This is a genomic window from Amycolatopsis dongchuanensis (genome assembly GCF_039542405.1).
GTDB classification, from domain to species: domain Bacteria; phylum Actinomycetota; class Actinomycetes; order Mycobacteriales; family Pseudonocardiaceae; genus Amycolatopsis_E; species Amycolatopsis_E sacchari.
Genome location: NZ_BAABIB010000062.1, coordinates 1 through 15,485, shown reverse-complemented (window position 1 = coordinate 15,485; position 15,485 = coordinate 1). Strand labels below are relative to the sequence as shown.

12 protein-coding genes are annotated in these 15,485 nt (G+C 71.8%); 8 read left to right on the top strand and 4 right to left on the bottom strand.

Annotation, left to right across the window (positions count from 1 at the left end; genetic code table 11):
- Positions 1–63 precede the first annotated feature (63 nt).
- Entirely contained in the window at positions 64–2,514 is a 2,451-nt protein-coding gene (locus ABFX51_RS14150) for a glycoside hydrolase family 2 protein (protein WP_346053923.1), read from the top strand.
- Entirely contained in the window at positions 2,514–3,866 is a 1,353-nt protein-coding gene (locus tag ABFX51_RS14145; protein ID WP_346053922.1) for a GH1 family beta-glucosidase, read from the top strand. Before ABFX51_RS14150 ends, ABFX51_RS14145 begins: the two co-directional genes overlap by 1 nt.
- A gap of 45 nt (positions 3,867–3,911) precedes the next feature.
- Here ABFX51_RS14145 and ABFX51_RS14140 read toward each other — a convergent pair whose 3' ends face one another.
- A complete protein-coding gene (locus ABFX51_RS14140) occupies positions 3,912–4,772 on the bottom strand; it encodes an enoyl-CoA hydratase/isomerase family protein (RefSeq protein WP_346053921.1) in 861 nt (286 codons plus the stop codon).
- A gap of 107 nt (positions 4,773–4,879) precedes the next feature.
- Between ABFX51_RS14140 and ABFX51_RS14135 the strand changes: the two genes are divergently transcribed.
- The 6 genes from ABFX51_RS14135 to ABFX51_RS14110 all read left to right on the top strand — a co-directional run bounded on the left by ABFX51_RS14135 (position 4,880) and on the right by ABFX51_RS14110 (position 8,854).
- Positions 4,880–5,482 (top strand): TetR/AcrR family transcriptional regulator, encoded by a 603-nt coding sequence (locus ABFX51_RS14135; protein WP_346053920.1) that lies wholly within the window; start codon positions 4,880–4,882, stop codon positions 5,480–5,482.
- The gene (locus ABFX51_RS14130) at positions 5,479–5,736 is read left to right on the top strand and encodes a hypothetical protein (protein WP_346053919.1); all 258 of its coding nucleotides are present in this window, start codon (positions 5,479–5,481) and stop codon (positions 5,734–5,736) included. Before ABFX51_RS14135 ends, ABFX51_RS14130 begins: the two co-directional genes overlap by 4 nt.
- 10 nt (positions 5,737–5,746) lie before the next feature.
- Positions 5,747–6,313, top strand: coding sequence for a TetR/AcrR family transcriptional regulator (locus ABFX51_RS14125; RefSeq protein WP_346053918.1), 567 nt, complete (start codon positions 5,747–5,749; stop codon positions 6,311–6,313).
- A gap of 92 nt (positions 6,314–6,405) precedes the next feature.
- Positions 6,406–7,209, top strand: coding sequence for a siderophore-interacting protein (locus tag ABFX51_RS14120; RefSeq protein ID WP_346053917.1), 804 nt, complete (start codon positions 6,406–6,408; stop codon positions 7,207–7,209).
- A 29-nt stretch (positions 7,210–7,238) separates the two neighbouring features.
- A complete protein-coding gene (locus ABFX51_RS14115; protein ID WP_091512272.1) occupies positions 7,239–8,186 on the top strand; it encodes a PDR/VanB family oxidoreductase in 948 nt (315 codons plus the stop codon).
- Positions 8,187–8,197: 11 nt separating this feature from the next.
- Positions 8,198–8,854: an MSMEG_1061 family FMN-dependent PPOX-type flavoprotein gene (locus ABFX51_RS14110; protein WP_346053916.1), complete on the top strand. Its 657-nt coding sequence runs from the start codon at positions 8,198–8,200 to the stop codon at positions 8,852–8,854.
- Between the two features lie 344 nt (positions 8,855–9,198).
- Here the strand turns inward: ABFX51_RS14110 and ABFX51_RS14105 are convergent, their stop codons facing one another.
- The 3 genes from ABFX51_RS14105 to ABFX51_RS14095 all read right to left on the bottom strand — a co-directional run bounded on the left by ABFX51_RS14105 (position 9,199) and on the right by ABFX51_RS14095 (position 15,213).
- Positions 9,199–12,264 carry a discoidin domain-containing protein gene (locus ABFX51_RS14105; RefSeq protein WP_346053915.1) on the bottom strand — a complete coding sequence of 1,022 codons (3,066 nt, stop codon included), beginning with the start codon at positions 12,262–12,264 and terminating at the stop codon, positions 9,199–9,201.
- A 139-nt stretch (positions 12,265–12,403) separates the two neighbouring features.
- Positions 12,404–14,683 (bottom strand): MFS transporter, encoded by a 2,280-nt coding sequence (locus ABFX51_RS14100; protein WP_346053914.1) that lies wholly within the window; start codon positions 14,681–14,683, stop codon positions 12,404–12,406.
- A 41-nt stretch (positions 14,684–14,724) separates the two neighbouring features.
- Positions 14,725–15,213 carry a MarR family winged helix-turn-helix transcriptional regulator gene (locus ABFX51_RS14095; RefSeq protein WP_091512261.1) on the bottom strand — a complete coding sequence of 163 codons (489 nt, stop codon included), beginning with the start codon at positions 15,211–15,213 and terminating at the stop codon, positions 14,725–14,727.
- Positions 15,214–15,485: the final 272 nt, after the last annotated feature.

Genomic DNA, 15,485 nt, shown 5'->3' with positions numbered 1-15,485 from the left:
CGGGAAAACAGTAGCCGATCAGCGGCATTGACTTAACCGGTTAACCTCAGTACACACGAACGCATGACTTTGCGGCGCCGCACGCTCCACGACGGCTGGCTCCTCCGCCCCGTCGGCGGTTCGGGTTCCGGCGAAGTGCCCGCTCCGGTCGGCGCGGCACCGGTGCGCGCGAGCGTGCCCGGCTGCGTCCACACCGACCTGCTGGCCGCCGGCCTGGTCCCCGACCCGTACCTCGACGAGAACGAAGCGCGGCTGGCGTGGATCGGCCGCGTGGACTGGCGGTACGAGACCGAGTTCGAGCACGCCCCTGGCGAGTCCATTGTGGACCTGGTGTGCGACGGGCTGGACACGGTCGCCCGGCTGGAGCTCAACGGCACCGAGATCGGGACCACCGCCAACATGCACCGCGGATACCGCTTCGACGTCACGCACCTGCTCACCCCGGGTACCAACCGGCTCGCGATCACCTTCACCAGCGCGCTCGACCACGCCGAGGCGCAGCGGGAGCACTACGGCGACCTGCCGCACACCAACGACCACCCGTTCAACCTCGTGCGCAAGATGGCCTGCAACTTCGGCTGGGACTGGGGTCCGGTGCTCGTCACGGCGGGCATCTGGCGCCCGATCGCGCTCGAACAGTGGCGGCGGGCGCGGCTGGCTTCGGTCCGCCCGCTCGTCACGGTCGACGGGAACACCGGGCACGCCGAGGTGCACATCGCCCTGCAGCGGGAGGACGACGCACCTGTCGAGGTGCGGGTGTCGCTGGCAGGGCAGGAGGTGGCCACGACCACGTCCGAAGAGTCCACTGTGGTCACCGTGGACGTGCCTGAACCCCGGCTGTGGTGGCCCCGCGGCTACGGGGAACAACACCGCTATCCGCTCGAAGTCGTCCTGTCCACGCCCGAGGGCGAGGAGCTGGACCGGTGGTCGCGGCAGGTCGGGTTCCGGTCGGTGGAGCTGGACACGAGCGCGGACGAGCACGGCACGGCCTTCCGGTTCGTCGTCAACGGCAAGCGAGTGTTCGCCAAGGGCGCCAACTGGATCCCCGACGACTGCTTCCCGCACCGCGTCGGCCGGGACCGCTACGCACGGCGGTTCACGCAGGCGACCGACGCCGGGGTGAACCTGCTGCGCGTGTGGGGCGGCGGGATCTACGAGAGCGACGAGTTCTACGACCTCGCCGACGAACGGGGAATCCTGGTGTGGCAGGACTTCCTGTTCGCCTGCGCCGCGTACCCCGAGGAGGAGCCGCTGCGCGGGGAGGTCGTGGCCGAGGCCCGGGAGGCGGTGACCCGGCTGGCACCGCACCCGAGCCTCGTGCTGTGGAACGGCAGCAACGAGAACGTCTGGGGCTACCACGACTGGGGCTGGCAGCCGCGCCTCGGCGACCGGACGTGGGGGCTGGGCTACTACACCGACGTCCTGCCGAAGATCGTCGCGGAGCTGGACCCCACCCGGCCGTACTGCCCCAGCAGCCCGTGGTCGTTCTCCGCCGAGCGCCACCCGAACGACCCCGATCACGGCTGCACGCACCTGTGGGACGTGTGGAACCAGCGCGACTACCTCGGCTACCTCGACTACACGCCGAGGTTCGTGTCGGAGTTCGGTTTCTGCGGCGCGCCCACGGCCACCACGCTGCACCGCGCGTTGTCCGGTGACCTCACGCCGGACTCCCCCGGCGTGATCGCGCACAACAAGGCGGCGAACGGCCCGGCGAAACTGGCCGCCCGGCTCGCCGAGCACTTCCCGCCGCCGGCGGCGTTCCCGGCGTGGCACTGGGCCACGCAGCTCAACCAGGCACGCGCGATCGGGCTCGGGATCCGGCACTTCCGGTCGCTCGCCCCGGACTGCGCGGGCACGATCGTGTGGCAGCTCAACGACTGCTGGCCGGTGATCTCGTGGTCCGTTGTGGACGGTGACGAGCGGCTGAAGCCCGCCTGGTACGCGTTGCGCGACAGCTACGCGGACCGCCTCGTGACCATCGGCAGGCGCGGCGACCGGCTCGTGCTGACGGCGGTCAACGACACGGACCGGCCGTGGCAGGCGGAGCCGCTGCTGCGGCGGATCGGCTTCGACGGCACCGAGCACGTACGCAGCTCGCTGGCGCTGGACGTGCCCGCGCGCGGCATGGCACGGCACGAGGTCCCCTTGCCGCTGGCCGAACCCGACGAACCCGCCGCGGAACTGCTCGTCGTGGACACCCCCGACGCGAAACGCGCCACCTGGTTCTTCGCGCCCGACCTCGAACTCCGCCTGCCGGAAGCCCGCTACCGCGCCGAACCGCGGCCCGTGCCCGGCGGGTACGAGGTGTGGGTCACGGCGGAGACGCTGCTGCTCGACCTCACCCTGCTGGCCGACCAGGCCGCGGAAAGCGCTGTCAGCGACGAAGCACTGCTGACCGTGCTGCCCGGGGAGACGGTCACCTTCGGCGTCCAGGCGCCGAAGGCGGCCGATCCCGCCGCTTTCGCCGAAGTACTGCACACCGCCAACGAACTCGCCAGGAGGGCCCACTGATGCGTGCCATGCCGGAAGGATTCCGCTGGGGGGTCGCCACCGCCTCCTACCAGATCGAGGGCTCGGTGGACGTGGACGGCCGTGCACCGTCCATTTGGGACACCTTCAGCGCGACGCCGGGTGCGGTGCGCCACGGGGACACGGGCGCGATCGCGTGCGACCACTACCGGCGCTGGCAGGAGGACTTCGGGCTACTGTCCGAGCTGGGCGTGACTTCGTACCGGTTCTCGCTGGCGTGGCCGCGGATCGTGCCGGACGGCACGGGCGCGGTGAACCAGGCGGGCCTCGACCACTACCGCAGGCTCGTCGACGACCTGCTGGAGCGCGGCATCGAGCCCGCGGTCACGCTGTACCACTGGGACCTGCCGCAGGCGCTGCAGGACAAGGGCGGCTGGGCCGAGCGCGTGACGATCGACGCGTTCACCCGCTACGCCGAGGTGGTGGCGGAGGCGCTCGGCGACCGCGTGCCGAGGTGGATCACGTTGAACGAGCCGTGGGTTTCGTCGTTCGTGGGCTACGGCAGCGGGCGGCACGCGCCCGGTCTCACCGACGGCCGGTCGGCGCTGCTCGCCGCGCACCACCTGCTGTGCGCGCACGCCGCGGCGGTGCCGGTGCTGCGGGGAGCCGGCGGGCAGGTCGGCATCACGCTGAACCTCTCCCCCATCCGCGCGGTCAGCGACGACGAGGCGGACGTGGCGGCCGCGCGCCGGATGGACGGCTGCCAGAACCGGTGGTTCCTCGACCCCGTGCTGACCGGGCGGTACCCGGAGGACATGGTGTCGTGGTACGGCTTCGAGGACGTGGTCGCCGACGGTGACCTGGAGGCGATCTCCGCGCCGCTGGACTTCCTCGGCGTCAACTACTACACGCGCACGCACATCGCCGCCGGGGAGCGGGCCGGGCTGCGGCACCCGCTGCGCCCGGCGCTCGACGCGCACCAGGTGCACCCCGAGGGGCTGCCGCGCACGCAGATGGGCTGGACCATCGAACCGGACGGGCTGCGCGAGCTGCTGGTCCGGCTGCGGGACGACTACCCCCGCCTGCCGCCGATCCTGATCACCGAGAACGGCGCCGCGTTCGACGACTACGCCGACCCGGAGGGCGGCATCGACGACGAGGAGCGGGTCGAGTTCCTGGCCGGGCACCTGTCGGCGCTGCGTGACGCCGTCGACGAGGGGGTCGACGTGGCGGGCTACTTCTGCTGGTCGCTGATGGACAACTTCGAGTGGGCGGAGGGCTACGCCCGCCGGTTCGGGCTGTACTACGTGGACTACCCGACGCAGCGGCGCACGGCCAAGGCGAGCGCCCGCTGGTACGCCGACGTCGTGCGGCGCAACGCTTTGCCGGACTGAGCGATCGAGGGGTGGCCGGGTTTCCCGCCGGCCACCCCGTCCCGCTCAGACGCTGTTGGCGATGCGCTCGTGGTCCCGTTCGCCCTCGCGGGTCTGGATACCGGCGGCGAGCAGCTTGTGGGCGAGCTCGGTGACCTCGTCGCCGAACGCCGCGAACAGCCCCTCGTTCTCCACGACGTAGGCGGCTCGCGGGATCGGCGGCGCGACCGCGTCGACCGCGGCCTTGGTGATCGGGATGACCTCCGGCCGCAGGCCGGCGATCCGGCGGGCGAGGGTGCCGACGAACGCGTCGAGTTCCGCCGCGGGCAGCGCGCGGTTGATCAGGCCGTACCGTTCCGCGAGCTCCGCGTCCACGAGTTCGGCGCCGAGGATGAGCTCGAGCGCGCGAGCCCGGCCCACGAGGCGCGTCATGTTCACGGTGCCGCCGCCACCCGGCAGGATCCCCAGCAAGGACTCCGGCTGCCCCTGCCCCGACCTGCCGATCGCGGCGAAGCGCATGTCCAGGTACATGAAGAACTCGTTGCCCGCACCGCGCGCGAAGCCGGCGAGCTTGCCGATGGTGACCTGCGGCAGTGAGCGGACCTCCTCGCTCATCGCCTGGAGGATGTTCATCCCCTCGGGCACGGGCGCGTCCGGTGCGGCCGCGATGGCGGCGCGGGTGGCCGCGGGCAGCGCGTCCGGGTCGGTCAGGTAGGCCATGTCCCCGTGCGCGACGAAGAACTCCGGGTCAGCGCTTTCGAAGACGATGACGCGGACGTCGGCGTCGTGCCGCACGCGCGCGACGAACGCCCGGAGTGACGGCAGCAGGACCGCGTCCATCAGGTTGAGCGGTGGGTGGTCGATCGTGACGGTCGCGACTCCGTCCGAGACGTCGATCCTCAGTCCGGGGAGGTCGTCGTAGCTCATCAGCTGGCTCCGTTTCATGCTTCTCAGTGCCCTGTCTGACACTGAGTATCAGGTTCTGAACCCGTGTTCAGAAGAGCAAACCAGTGTGGCGGAGTACACTCGTTGTCATGAGCGCCGCACCAGTGGGAACACGGGAGATCGGCCGGCATGCGGTGCGAGCGGAGCTGGCCCGCGTGGCGTTCAACAAGTTCTGCCTGACCGGCTTCAACCAGGTCACCTTCGCCGACCTCGCCTCGGCCGCCGGGGTGTCGCGCAGCACCTTCCTGCGCTACTTCGGCACCAAGGAGGACGTGGTCCTGTTCGTCTTCGACCCCGTCGGTGACGTCATCGCCGACGCGCTCGACGCCGACCGGACCCACCGGGACGACTGGGCCAGGCTGCGTGACGCCGTGGAGGCCGCCGTGACGTTCCTCGTGCGCGACGTCCAGGAACTCGTGACGATCCTCGGCCTCATCGACCAGACCCCGGCCCTGTGCGCACGGCTCCGCGAGAAGCAGGCCGAATGGCGCCCGGGTATCGCCGCGCGGCTGGAGAAGACGACCTCCCCGGCCGGCCGGGCGTCGGTCGTCGCGAACGTCCGCGCCGCGGCAGCGCTCGAATGCCTGTGGATCGTCCTCGGGCAGTGGAGTGCCGGCGGCGGCGAGGAGGACCTCGGCGCGCTGCTGGACGCCGCGTTCGCCGCCTTCTCGACGCCGCAAAGCCCGGCGTGACGCGGATCGGCGCCCAGGAGCCGGGCCGGTTTCAGGATCGCCGAGGCAGCGCCGCCGACACCAGCACCGCCACCGCACCGGCACCACGCGCCGAGCAGAGCTGGCAGATCTTCGGGCTGGGCGTGGTCCAGTGGCTCGGCGGGCAGCAGTCCGGTGTGGACCTCGGCACCGCCGCCCCGCGGTTCGGCCTCTTCCTCGACGTGCTCCTGCGCGGGCTGCCCGCCCGCACGCCCGTCGAGCACCCGCGTTGTTAGGCTTCCTCCAATGCCGCCCCGCCTGACCCAGGAACGAGAAGACGAGATCCTCGCCGTCGCGTTCGAGTTGATGATGGAACAGGGCCTCGACCGCGTCACGATCGACGCCGTCGCCGCGCGGGCCGGTGCTTCGAAGGCCACCCTCTACCGGCGCTGGCCGAGCAAGGACGAACTCTTCATCGCGGCCGTCCAGCGCCTGGGCCGCGACGCGTTCCGCGTACCCGACGAGGGCAGCTTCCGCGAGGACGTGCTCGCCGCGCTCAGGAACAGCGCCCGCTGGCTCGCCGAGAACCGCGCCGTCGTCCAGTTCCTCATCTACGCCTCGCGCCGCGAGCCCGCGCTGGAACGCGAGCTGCAGCGCCAGGTCGCCGAACCGCACGACGCCGTGTGGCTGACGCTCATCGAGCGCTGGCGCGGCCGCGAGGGGATACGCCCCGGCATCGACCTCGGCTGGCTGCACCGCGTCTGCGAAGGCCTGTTCACCAGCCAGCTCCTGCCGAACGAACCCGCACTGACCGACGAGTACCTCGTGCGCTTCACCGACGAGATCGTCCTGCCCCTGTTCACCGTCTCCTGACGACCGGTCGTGCAGTCACCGGGCCCCGCCTTGACATCGATGAGTACGGAACAGTACCGTTTCAATTAGGTAAGCCTAAGAGGGAGGCCGCCATGTCCCTGCTGCCGAAGCGGCAGACCCCGGAAACGCGCAGCCTGGTCCGGGCCCACGTCGTGCACGTCGAGCGCACGTCGGAGCACTTCGCCACCGTGACGCTCGGCGGCCCCGGCCTCGCTGCGTTCGAACCGCTCGGCGGCGACCAGTGCTTCCGCCTGTTCTTCCGTCGGGAGGGCCAGGACGCACTGCGCCTGCCCACCGCCGCCGGGAACGGCTGGATCGTGCAGACCCTGCTGATGCGGGCGGAGGTCCGGCCGTGGGTGCGCAACTACACGGTGCGGGCGTTCCGCCGGGAGCCGCTCGAACTGGACGTCGAGTTCGCGCTGCACGCCGACGGCGGGCCGGGCGGGGCGTTCCCGCTGCGGGCCCGGCCCGGCGAAGAGGTCGGGCTGTTCGACGAGGGCCGGACGTACCTCCCACCGGAGGGCGCGCGGCGGCAGCTGCTCGTCGCCGACGAGACCGCCGTGCCCGCGGCGCTGGCGATCCTGGAGACCGCCCCGGCGGACCTGGCGGCGACGGTCCTGCTCGAAGTCCCCGCCAAGGACGACGTGCACGACGTGTCCGCACCGTCCGGTGTGGACATCACGTGGCTCCCGCGCGAAGGCACCGCCAGGCCGGGGCAACTCGCACTGGAAGCGCTTACCGCAAACGCTTTCCCCCAGCCCCACTATGCGTGGATCGCCGGGGAGAGCGCGCTGGCCACCGGGGCGCGCCGGTACCTGCACCGGGAACGTGAGGTGCCCAAGTCCGCCATCGCGTTCTTCGGCTACTGGCGGCTCGGCCGGTCCGCACCGGGATGACCGACCACCTGATCACGAGGAGAAACACCATGTCCACCACCACCGAACTGCCCGCCGTGGTGCGCCAGCTGCGCTGGGAGGCGGCCGGCGTCGTCTCGGTCGAGCTGAGCGACCCCGACGGCAAGGACCTGCCGCCGTGGCAGCCCGGCGCGCACATCGAACTCGTGCTGCCCACCGGGATCGCCCGGCAGTACTCGCTGTGCGGCTCCCCCGACGACCGGTCGGCCTACCGGATCGGTGTGCTGCGGGAACGCGCGAGCCGCGGCGGTTCCGAGTACGTGCACAGCTACCTGCGGCCGGGGCAGCCCGTGCGCATCCGGCCGCCCCGCGACAACTTCGGGTTCTCGCGGGCGCGGTCCTACCTGTTCATCGCGGGCGGCATCGGGATCACGCCGATCCTGCCGATGGTGCGCCAGGCGCAGGCGTGGGGCGCGCCGTGGCAGCTCGTCTACGGCGGGCGGCACGCGTCATCGATGGCGTTCCTGGAGGAGCTGCGGGACTACGAGGACCGCGTGTTCGTGTACCCGGAGAACGAGGTCGGCCTGATCCCGCTCGACGACTGGCTCGGCACGCCGAGGGACGGCACCGAGGTCTACGCCTGCGGGCCGGAGCCGCTGCTGAGCGCCGTCGAGGCGCGGACCGCGCACTGGCGGCCGGGCACGCTGCACCTCGAACGCTTCAAGGCCAGGCCGAAACCGGCCGCCGAGGACACCGCCGTCGAGGTGGTGTGCGCGCAGTCCGACGTCGCGGTCACCGTGCCGCCGGGCCGCAGCATCCTGTCCGCGCTGGAGGACGCCGGGGTCGCGGTGGCCGCGTCGTGCCGGGAAGGGATCTGCGGCACCTGCGAAACCCGCGTGCTGGAAGGGGTTCCCGACCACCGCGACGACATCCTGTCCGAAGAGGACCGGGCGGCGGGCGACCGCATGTACGTGTGCGTGTCCCGCGCCAGCACCCCCCGTCTCGTGCTCGACGTGTGAGGAGGAAGACCATGATCGCGGCCGACAACTACCGGGCGATCGACATCGCGCGGGTGCGCGAGATCATCGGCCACCCGATGCCGTTCATCGCGGAGAAGAAGGAACCGTGCGTGGGCGAGTTCGCCGCCCGGTTCATCGCGCACAGCACGTTCTTCTGCGTGTCCACCGCCGACGACGAGGGCCAGGTCGACACGAGCCCGAAGGGCGACCCGCCCGGTTCGGTGCGCGTGCTGGACCCGTGGACGATCGCGATCCCCGACCGGCCGGGGAACAAGCTCGCGGACTCCTTCGAGAACATCACGCGCAACCCGGCGGTGGGGCTGGTGTTCTTCGTGCCCGGGCTGCGCGAATGCGTGCGCGTCAACGGGGACGCGTTCATCAGCGACGACCCGGAACTGCTGGAAATGCTCAGCGCGGACGGGAAACCCGCGCTGCTGGCGACCGTCGTGCGGGTGCGGGAGGTGTTCTCGCAGTGCGGCAAGGCGGTGATCAGGGCGAAGCTCTGGGAGGGCGACGAGCGGGGCCTCGCGGACGCGGTGACGCTCGGCGGCGACGTGTCGGCGCTCATGCTCGCCGAGAACGCCGCCAAGATGGCGGACAGCCTCGGCGAGCACGTGACCCAGCTGAGCGCGATGCTGGAACACTCCTACCGCACGGAGCTGTTCTAACGCATGTATCGAAGTGGTTTGCGGGCCGGTGCGGGTAGCGGCCCCACCCGTCTCCCACCACCGCCCTCAACGGACGCGCTCCGCGCACTGAGCCGATTCAAGGCGGCCCCTCGCTCCGGGATCGCCGACTCATGACCCCCCACCCGCCAGCCCGACCACCACCCCTCAAGGACGCTCCGCGGCGGTGCCTTCCACCACGTCGGCGCTGTCCTCGCGAGGAACCCCCCGCCCGTCACCCACCACCACCGTCAACGGACGCGCTCCGCGCGGCCAATCCCATTCAAACCCGCGGCGGCGCAAGCGGACGGCCCACAGCAAGCGGCTCCGCCGCTTCGAAACACCACCTAACGCACCGAGACCGACGTCAACGGCGCATCGCCGTGCTGCCAGTCCGGAGTGGACACCGCGAGATAACGCCCCGTGGCCCGCACGGCGACCACCGTACGACGGGTGGTGCGGCCTGGCACGGGAACGGGCGTGTAGGTCCGGCCGTCGTCGCTCACGGCGAGCGCGACGGCGGGCAGCCTGCCGCCCGCCCAGGTCAGCACCACCTCCCGGAGCGGGCGGGACCTCCCGAGGTCGACCACCATCCGCCCGCCCGGCCCCGGTGTCCACGACGTCCGCGCGTCGCCGTCCACCGCGGCCGCCGGGTCGGTCATGCCCGGTGGCAGTACCGGCGGTGCGGGGAAGGTGTCGCAGCCGAGGGCCAGGTCATCGAGTGGGTAGGCGGGCACTTCCGGGAAGACCACTGACGTTCCCCGCGGGCTCACCGCCACCGGTCGGGCGCGCCCTGTCCCGGCGGTCAGCTGCACCAACGACCGCGGTCCGGACAGCTCCACCGACTGTCCGTTGTAGACGGTTGCCGACGAAACTCGTCCGTCCAGATGGAACCTCGGCGCGAAGACACGACCGGTGCCCGCCTCGAGCGTGACCGTCAGCACGCTGCCGTCCGACCCGATCCGCTGAGTGCCCTCGTACAGCGGGATCTCGCCGCTCAGCGGCACCGTGACCGTCGCAGTCGTCGTCGTGTCGCCGAGGTTGAACACCACGAGGTAGCCGTCGACCAGGCTCGCCCGCAATCCGCCCGATGCCACCGGCGCCGGCCCGGGCCGAACCCGGCCCACATGTCCTTCCACCAGCACGGGCGCGGCAGGTCCGTCGGACAGCACGATCCGGTCCCCCTGCACGGTCAGCGGATTCGGGCCGCGCACGACGAAACTCGCCCGGTCGTCGACCGCCAGCCAGCCACCGATGCTGCGCACGTCCGGATCCGGGTACGACGCCAGGTCCCGCCAAGAGCTGCCATCGACGGACCCCTGCACCACGTACCGGCTGCCCGCCGCCGTCTCCCAGAACAACCGCACCCGGTCGACGCCCTTCACCGACCCGAGGTCGACCGACAGCCAGCTGTCCGCCCGACTGCGGTCGGCACGGGACACGGCCCAGCGCGTGCTGTACGAACCGTCCACTGTGTACGACGCAGCGCGGCCGGTGTCGGCCGAGGACGCGGTGGCCGTGCCGCCCAGTGCGAGGTCCGGACCGTCCGCGCCGTTGCGGACTTCGACCTCGAACAACGAGTAACCGTAGACGGGATGCGGAGTCACGCCGAGCATCCGCACGTACCGCACGGCGGTAACCGGGAACGTCAGATCGTCCACACGAGACACTCCCGGCGGCAGAGACCGGGCATCCGCGGCCGGGATGGACACCGTGCCCTCGGCGAAGGTGTACGTCCGGTCACCGTCGAGCCCCGGCACACCCGGCATGGTCAGGTTGTGCACCGAAACGCACCCCTCGCCGTCGCCGAGGCCCGTGCTGGCGTAGACGACCGAGCCGGTCGGCAGGGTCGCGAAACCCGCGCGCCCGGTGGCGAACGACAGCACCGTGACCGAGCCGTCGAACCCGTCACGCACACCGCGGTAGACCTGCGTCGTGCGGCGTGTCACCGCCAGGCCGGTCGAGGGCAGGAACATCGGCGTGCCCCCGCCGAGCGCGAACAGCCAGTCGTCGTGCCCCGGCTGCCACGCGAACTTCGTGAACCCGGGCTTACTCACCGCACCCGCCCACGCGGCGGCGCTCTGCTGCGCGACAAGTCCTGGCCCCGCCCCGAAATCCCGCACCCCGGCCGAGTCGGCGAACAGCCGCTCGCGCGACACGGCGGTCACGGCGCCGCGCTGCGTCGCCCGCCACTCGTGCAGCAGGTAGCTGATGGCGAGTTCCGCGCGGGCCTCCGGCTCGTACTTCGGCTCCCCCGAGAACTTCGTGATGCGCGTGGCGGGTGCGTAGTCCTGGTACGGCTCCAGCCGGGCCGCCAGCTCCGCCTCCGCACGGGCGGCGAGGGCGTCGCCGAGCACCTGGGACCGGAACGCCAAAGGCAGCACGTCACGCCCGTACAGGTGCTCGCGGTCGTCGACCATCGGCATCAGGGGTTCACCGGCGTCGCTCATCGTCAGCAGGATGGTGCGCCACAACGCTTCCCCGTTCGGCTGCCGCGTCAGGACCTCCGGCAGCGGCCGGCCGGCGAGCAGGAAGTGGATCGCGTTGCGACCCGAGGTCCGCCACAGCTCTTCCTGGTAGTGCGGGCCGAACGAGCCGTGGTTCTCGACGATGAACGTGTCGTAGAGGTTCGTCGCGGTGTTGTCCGACACCGGCACGCCGTCGACCAGCGTGGGCGTCGCCAGGTCGGACGCGGGCAGCCCGGTCTCGTTGCGGCTCCACCGGCCGAACAGCTCGCGCCACCGCGGGGCGTCCGGGTCGTCCGCCGCCCACGCCAGCGCCGGGGCGAGCGACTGCGCGTAGACGCCCATCTCCTCCAGCTTGGTGTCGCCCTGGTAGCCGCCGGTCAGCCCGTTCGGCGTCCAGCTGCCCGAACGCGGGTCGTTGCCGGTGCCGAGCGATGCGGTGTACGCGGCCTGCCCGCGCACGATCCGGTCCACGTCGGCCCGGGTCGCGTCGTCGAGTTCAGTCCACAGTAGACGCGCGGCCAGCACGAAGTAGGACTGGAACGTGGTGTCGAAGAACAGGGTCTGGCCCCACTCGCCGCCCCCGGCCACGACGTTGCTCGCCGCGAAGTGCCGGATGGTGGCCAGCGTGTGGGCCCGCAGCGCCTCGCGGTCCACCCCCGCGAGCGACGCGTCGTACCGGCCCCGGGTCAGCAGGAGGGCATTGCCGAGCACCACGGCGAAGGAGAAGTCGGTGCGGCGGTAGTAACCGAGCGTCGAGTCGAACTGCTGCTCCGCCCAGCGGGTGTGCCGCAGCAGCACCCGGTGGTAGGTCTCCGCGACCGGGTCGGGCGTCGCGCTCGTGCTCTCCGCCGCGGCCGCCGCCCGTGGCAGCCCGGCCGCCACCGCCAGGACACCCGCCGCCTGCAGCACCGCCCGCCGCCGGACGTGGAACGACTGCCCGCCCATGCACCCCTGCCTTCCTGACAACGTTGTCAACCGGAACCGCACCTGGAGTTTTGGTCGGCGGTGCCGGTGACGTCAAGGGTTCGGGCCGGAGTTGACCGCGTTCCTGTCCTGCCGGAACGCGGTCGACTCCGCACCAGGGTCAGGCGGTGGCGCCCAGTTCCACGTCCCGCGAGACGGCGTGGCCCGCGCTGACCGCGAGCGGCGCGCTCACCGGGGCGAAACCGCTGGTGACGAGCGTGTAGTCGCCCTCCGGGACGTCGGTGAACCGGTAGCGGCCCTCGGCGTCGGTGGTCGTGACGGCCACGACCGCACCGGCCGGGTCGACGAGGCTCACCCGCGCCTCCGGCACCGGGACGCCGAGCCTGCCGGACCGGACGACGCCGGTCAGCTCCGCCGCGGAGTCCAGCTCGATGTCGTGCGCCGACTCCTCGCCGTCCACAGTGGACAGCTGCGTGGCGGACGGCCGGTGCCCCGCGGCCGCGACCGTCACCGTGTACGTGCCGCCGGGCAGGTCGTCCACGTGGTACCAGCCGTCTCCGCCGGTGACGACGGAGGCGACCACCTCGCCGCGGTAGTCGGTCAGCACGAGCGTCGCGCCGCCTACCGGGTGCCCGGCACGGGACCGCACGACACCGCTGAGCCCGCCCGCGCCGGTCATGGTCACGTCACGCCGCACCGGCTGCCCGTTCACCGCGAGCGCGGTGGCACTCGGCTGGAACCGGCCCGCCGAGGCGATCAGCACGTAGCCGCTGTTCGGGGGCGCGGCCAGTTCGTAGTGGCCGTCCTCGCCGGTCACGGCACGGGCGACCTGGTGCCCGGCCGGATCAGTCAGCGTCAGCGCCGCACCGGCGATCGGCCGACCCGACGGCGTGCTCACCACACCCGAGACGTTCGCGCCCGGCACCGGCGTGGCGGCGGGTTCCTCGGTGGTCAGGTCGATGCTGCGGCGCAGCGGGACCTCCTTGATGAACAGCACCGCGACGAGCGTGGCCACCGCGATGATGCCGCCCGCGAAGAACACCGAGCCGATGCTGTCGCCGTAGGCCGCGCGCACGATGCTCTGGATCGGCTCGGGCAGCGCGCCGAGGTTCAGGCTGCCGCCCGAACCGCCGGTGCCGCTGTGGACGCCGAGTGCGGCCAGCGCGCTGGCGACGTGGTCGCTGACCTTCGCCGCGAGCAGGGCGCCCAGCGCCGAGACCCCGGCGGAGCCGCCGAGCGTGCGGAAGAACGTCACCACCGAAGACGAGGAGCCCATGTCCTTCATCGCCACGGTGTTCTGCACGACCAGCACCAGGTTCTGCATCAGCGCGCCGACGCCCAGCCCCAGCAGCGCCAGGTAGCCGCCCATCAGCACGAGGTTCGTGCCGTGGTCGATGGTGGACAGCAGGAACAGGCTCGCGACCAGCAGCACCGCGCCGCCGATCATCCACGGCTTGGTCCTGCCGGTGCGGGAGATGACCTGCCCGGCGACCGTCGAGGACAGGAACAGGCCGAGCATCAGCGGGATCGTCATGAGGCCGGCGTGCGTGGGCGAGTAGCCGCGGGCCAGCTGGTAGTACTGGCCGAGGAACACCGCGCCGCCGAACATCGCCGTGCCGACCGACAGGCTGCCGATCACCGCGAGTGTGAAGGTCCGGCCGCGGAACAGCCGCAGCGGCACGACCGGGTCGCTCACGCGGGACTCGACGAACACCGCGAGCGCCAGCGTCGCCACGCCGCCCAGCACGTACAGCAGCGTCGACCACGACCACCAGCCGAAGCTGCCGCCCGCCAGCGAGATCCAGATCAGCAGCAGCGAGACACCGCCGACGAGCAGGGTCGCACCGAGCCAGTCGATCTTCACCTGGCGCTTGAGCACCGGCAGGTGCAGCGTCTTGCCGAGCACGACGAACGCGAGCACGGCGACGGGCACCGTGATCCAGAAGCACCAGCGCCAGCCCAGCGGCGAGTCCACGATCAGCCCGCCCAGCAGCGGCCCGGAGACCGTGGCGAGCGCGAACACCGCGCCGATGTAGCCGCTGTAGCGGCCGCGGTCGCGGGGCGAGATCATCGCCGCGATCACGACCTGGATCAGCGCCTGCAGCCCGCCCATGCCCAGGCCCTGCACCGCGCGGAACGCGATCAGCTCGGGCATGGACTGCGAGATGCCGCCGAGCACCGAGCCCGCCGTGAAGATCACGATGGACAGCTGGTACAGCAGTTTCTTGCTGAACAGGTCCGACAGCTTGCCCCAGATCGGGGTGCTCGCCGTCGAGGCCAGCAGGGTGGCGGTGACCACCCAGGTGTACTGGCTCTGCGAACCGTCGAGGTCGGCCAGGATGGTCGGCAGGGCGTTCGAAACGATCGTGGACGACAGCACGGCGACCAGCAGCGCCAGTAGCAGCCCCGAGAACGCGCGCGCCACCTGGCGCGGGGTCATCGGGGCTTGTGCTGCCTGTGCGGAGGCACTCACCTTCGGGCTCACTTCCTCTTCTCCCCCGCCTGGGGCGGGCAGGCGACCGGCGCGAGCGCGTCGCGCAGTCCCTGGTTCATCAGGGCCAGCCGGGTGGTCAGGGTGTCGAGCTCGGCGTCGGTCCACTCGCCGAGCGCGCGGTCCACGTACTCCAGGTACTGCGTCCGCCAGCGCGCGAGCCGCCGCACGCCCTCGGCGGAGATGCGCACGAGGCTGGCGCGGCCGTCCTCGGGTGCGGGTCTGCGCTCGATCAGGCCGGCGCCGGCCAGCTGCGCGATCTGCCTGCTGACCACCGAGACGTCGACCATCTTGCGCTTGGCCAGGTCGGACGGGCGGCACTCGCCGTGCCGGTCGAGTTCCGAGAGCAGCATGAGCGCCGCCGGGTGCAGGGACGTGTCCTCGCGCTGCCAGGCCTGGTGGACCCAGGCGTGCTGCAGTTGCGCGGACAGGCGCAGCTCCCGCATCAGCGCGACCGCCTTGTCGCCGCCGGCCCCCATCGCACCCACCTCCCAGTTGGTTGTCACATACAACTATAGCCCTGTAGTTGCATGTGGCAACTATCTAAGGGGTGACTTGTCCCACTTGCCCGGGAGGGGCGGGATGCCGGAGGTGCCGGGAACGGGTGGGGATGTCGGGAGGTGGGGGTGGAGGCGGCGGGAGCGGAGCGAGCGGCGCGGGGCGGGCGAGCGGCGGGCGCGGCGGAGCGGGCGAGCGCGGCGGAGCGGGGCAAGCGGGGGCGGGCGCGGCGGAGCGCAGGTGGGCGCGGGTG

Excerpts from the sequence above, each read along its gene's own strand:
- ABFX51_RS14150 (WP_346053923.1), top strand. The coding sequence starts at position 64 with ATGACTTTGCGGCGCCGCACGCTCCACGACGGCTGGCTCCTCCGCCCC.
- ABFX51_RS14145 (WP_346053922.1), top strand. The coding sequence starts at position 2,514 with ATGCGTGCCATGCCGGAAGGATTCCGCTGGGGGGTCGCCACCGCCTCC.
- ABFX51_RS14140 (WP_346053921.1), bottom strand. The coding sequence starts at position 4,772 with ATGAGCTACGACGACCTCCCCGGACTGAGGATCGACGTCTCGGACGGA.
- ABFX51_RS14135 (WP_346053920.1), top strand. The coding sequence starts at position 4,880 with ATGAGCGCCGCACCAGTGGGAACACGGGAGATCGGCCGGCATGCGGTG.
- ABFX51_RS14125 (WP_346053918.1), top strand. The coding sequence starts at position 5,747 with ATGCCGCCCCGCCTGACCCAGGAACGAGAAGACGAGATCCTCGCCGTC.
- ABFX51_RS14120 (WP_346053917.1), top strand. The coding sequence starts at position 6,406 with ATGTCCCTGCTGCCGAAGCGGCAGACCCCGGAAACGCGCAGCCTGGTC.
- ABFX51_RS14115 (WP_091512272.1), top strand. The coding sequence starts at position 7,239 with ATGTCCACCACCACCGAACTGCCCGCCGTGGTGCGCCAGCTGCGCTGG.
- ABFX51_RS14110 (WP_346053916.1), top strand. The coding sequence starts at position 8,198 with ATGATCGCGGCCGACAACTACCGGGCGATCGACATCGCGCGGGTGCGC.
- ABFX51_RS14105 (WP_346053915.1), bottom strand. The coding sequence starts at position 12,264 with ATGGGCGGGCAGTCGTTCCACGTCCGGCGGCGGGCGGTGCTGCAGGCG.
- ABFX51_RS14100 (WP_346053914.1), bottom strand. The coding sequence starts at position 14,683 with ATGACCCCGCGCCAGGTGGCGCGCGCGTTCTCGGGGCTGCTACTGGCG.
- ABFX51_RS14095 (WP_091512261.1), bottom strand. The coding sequence starts at position 15,213 with ATGGGGGCCGGCGGCGACAAGGCGGTCGCGCTGATGCGGGAGCTGCGC.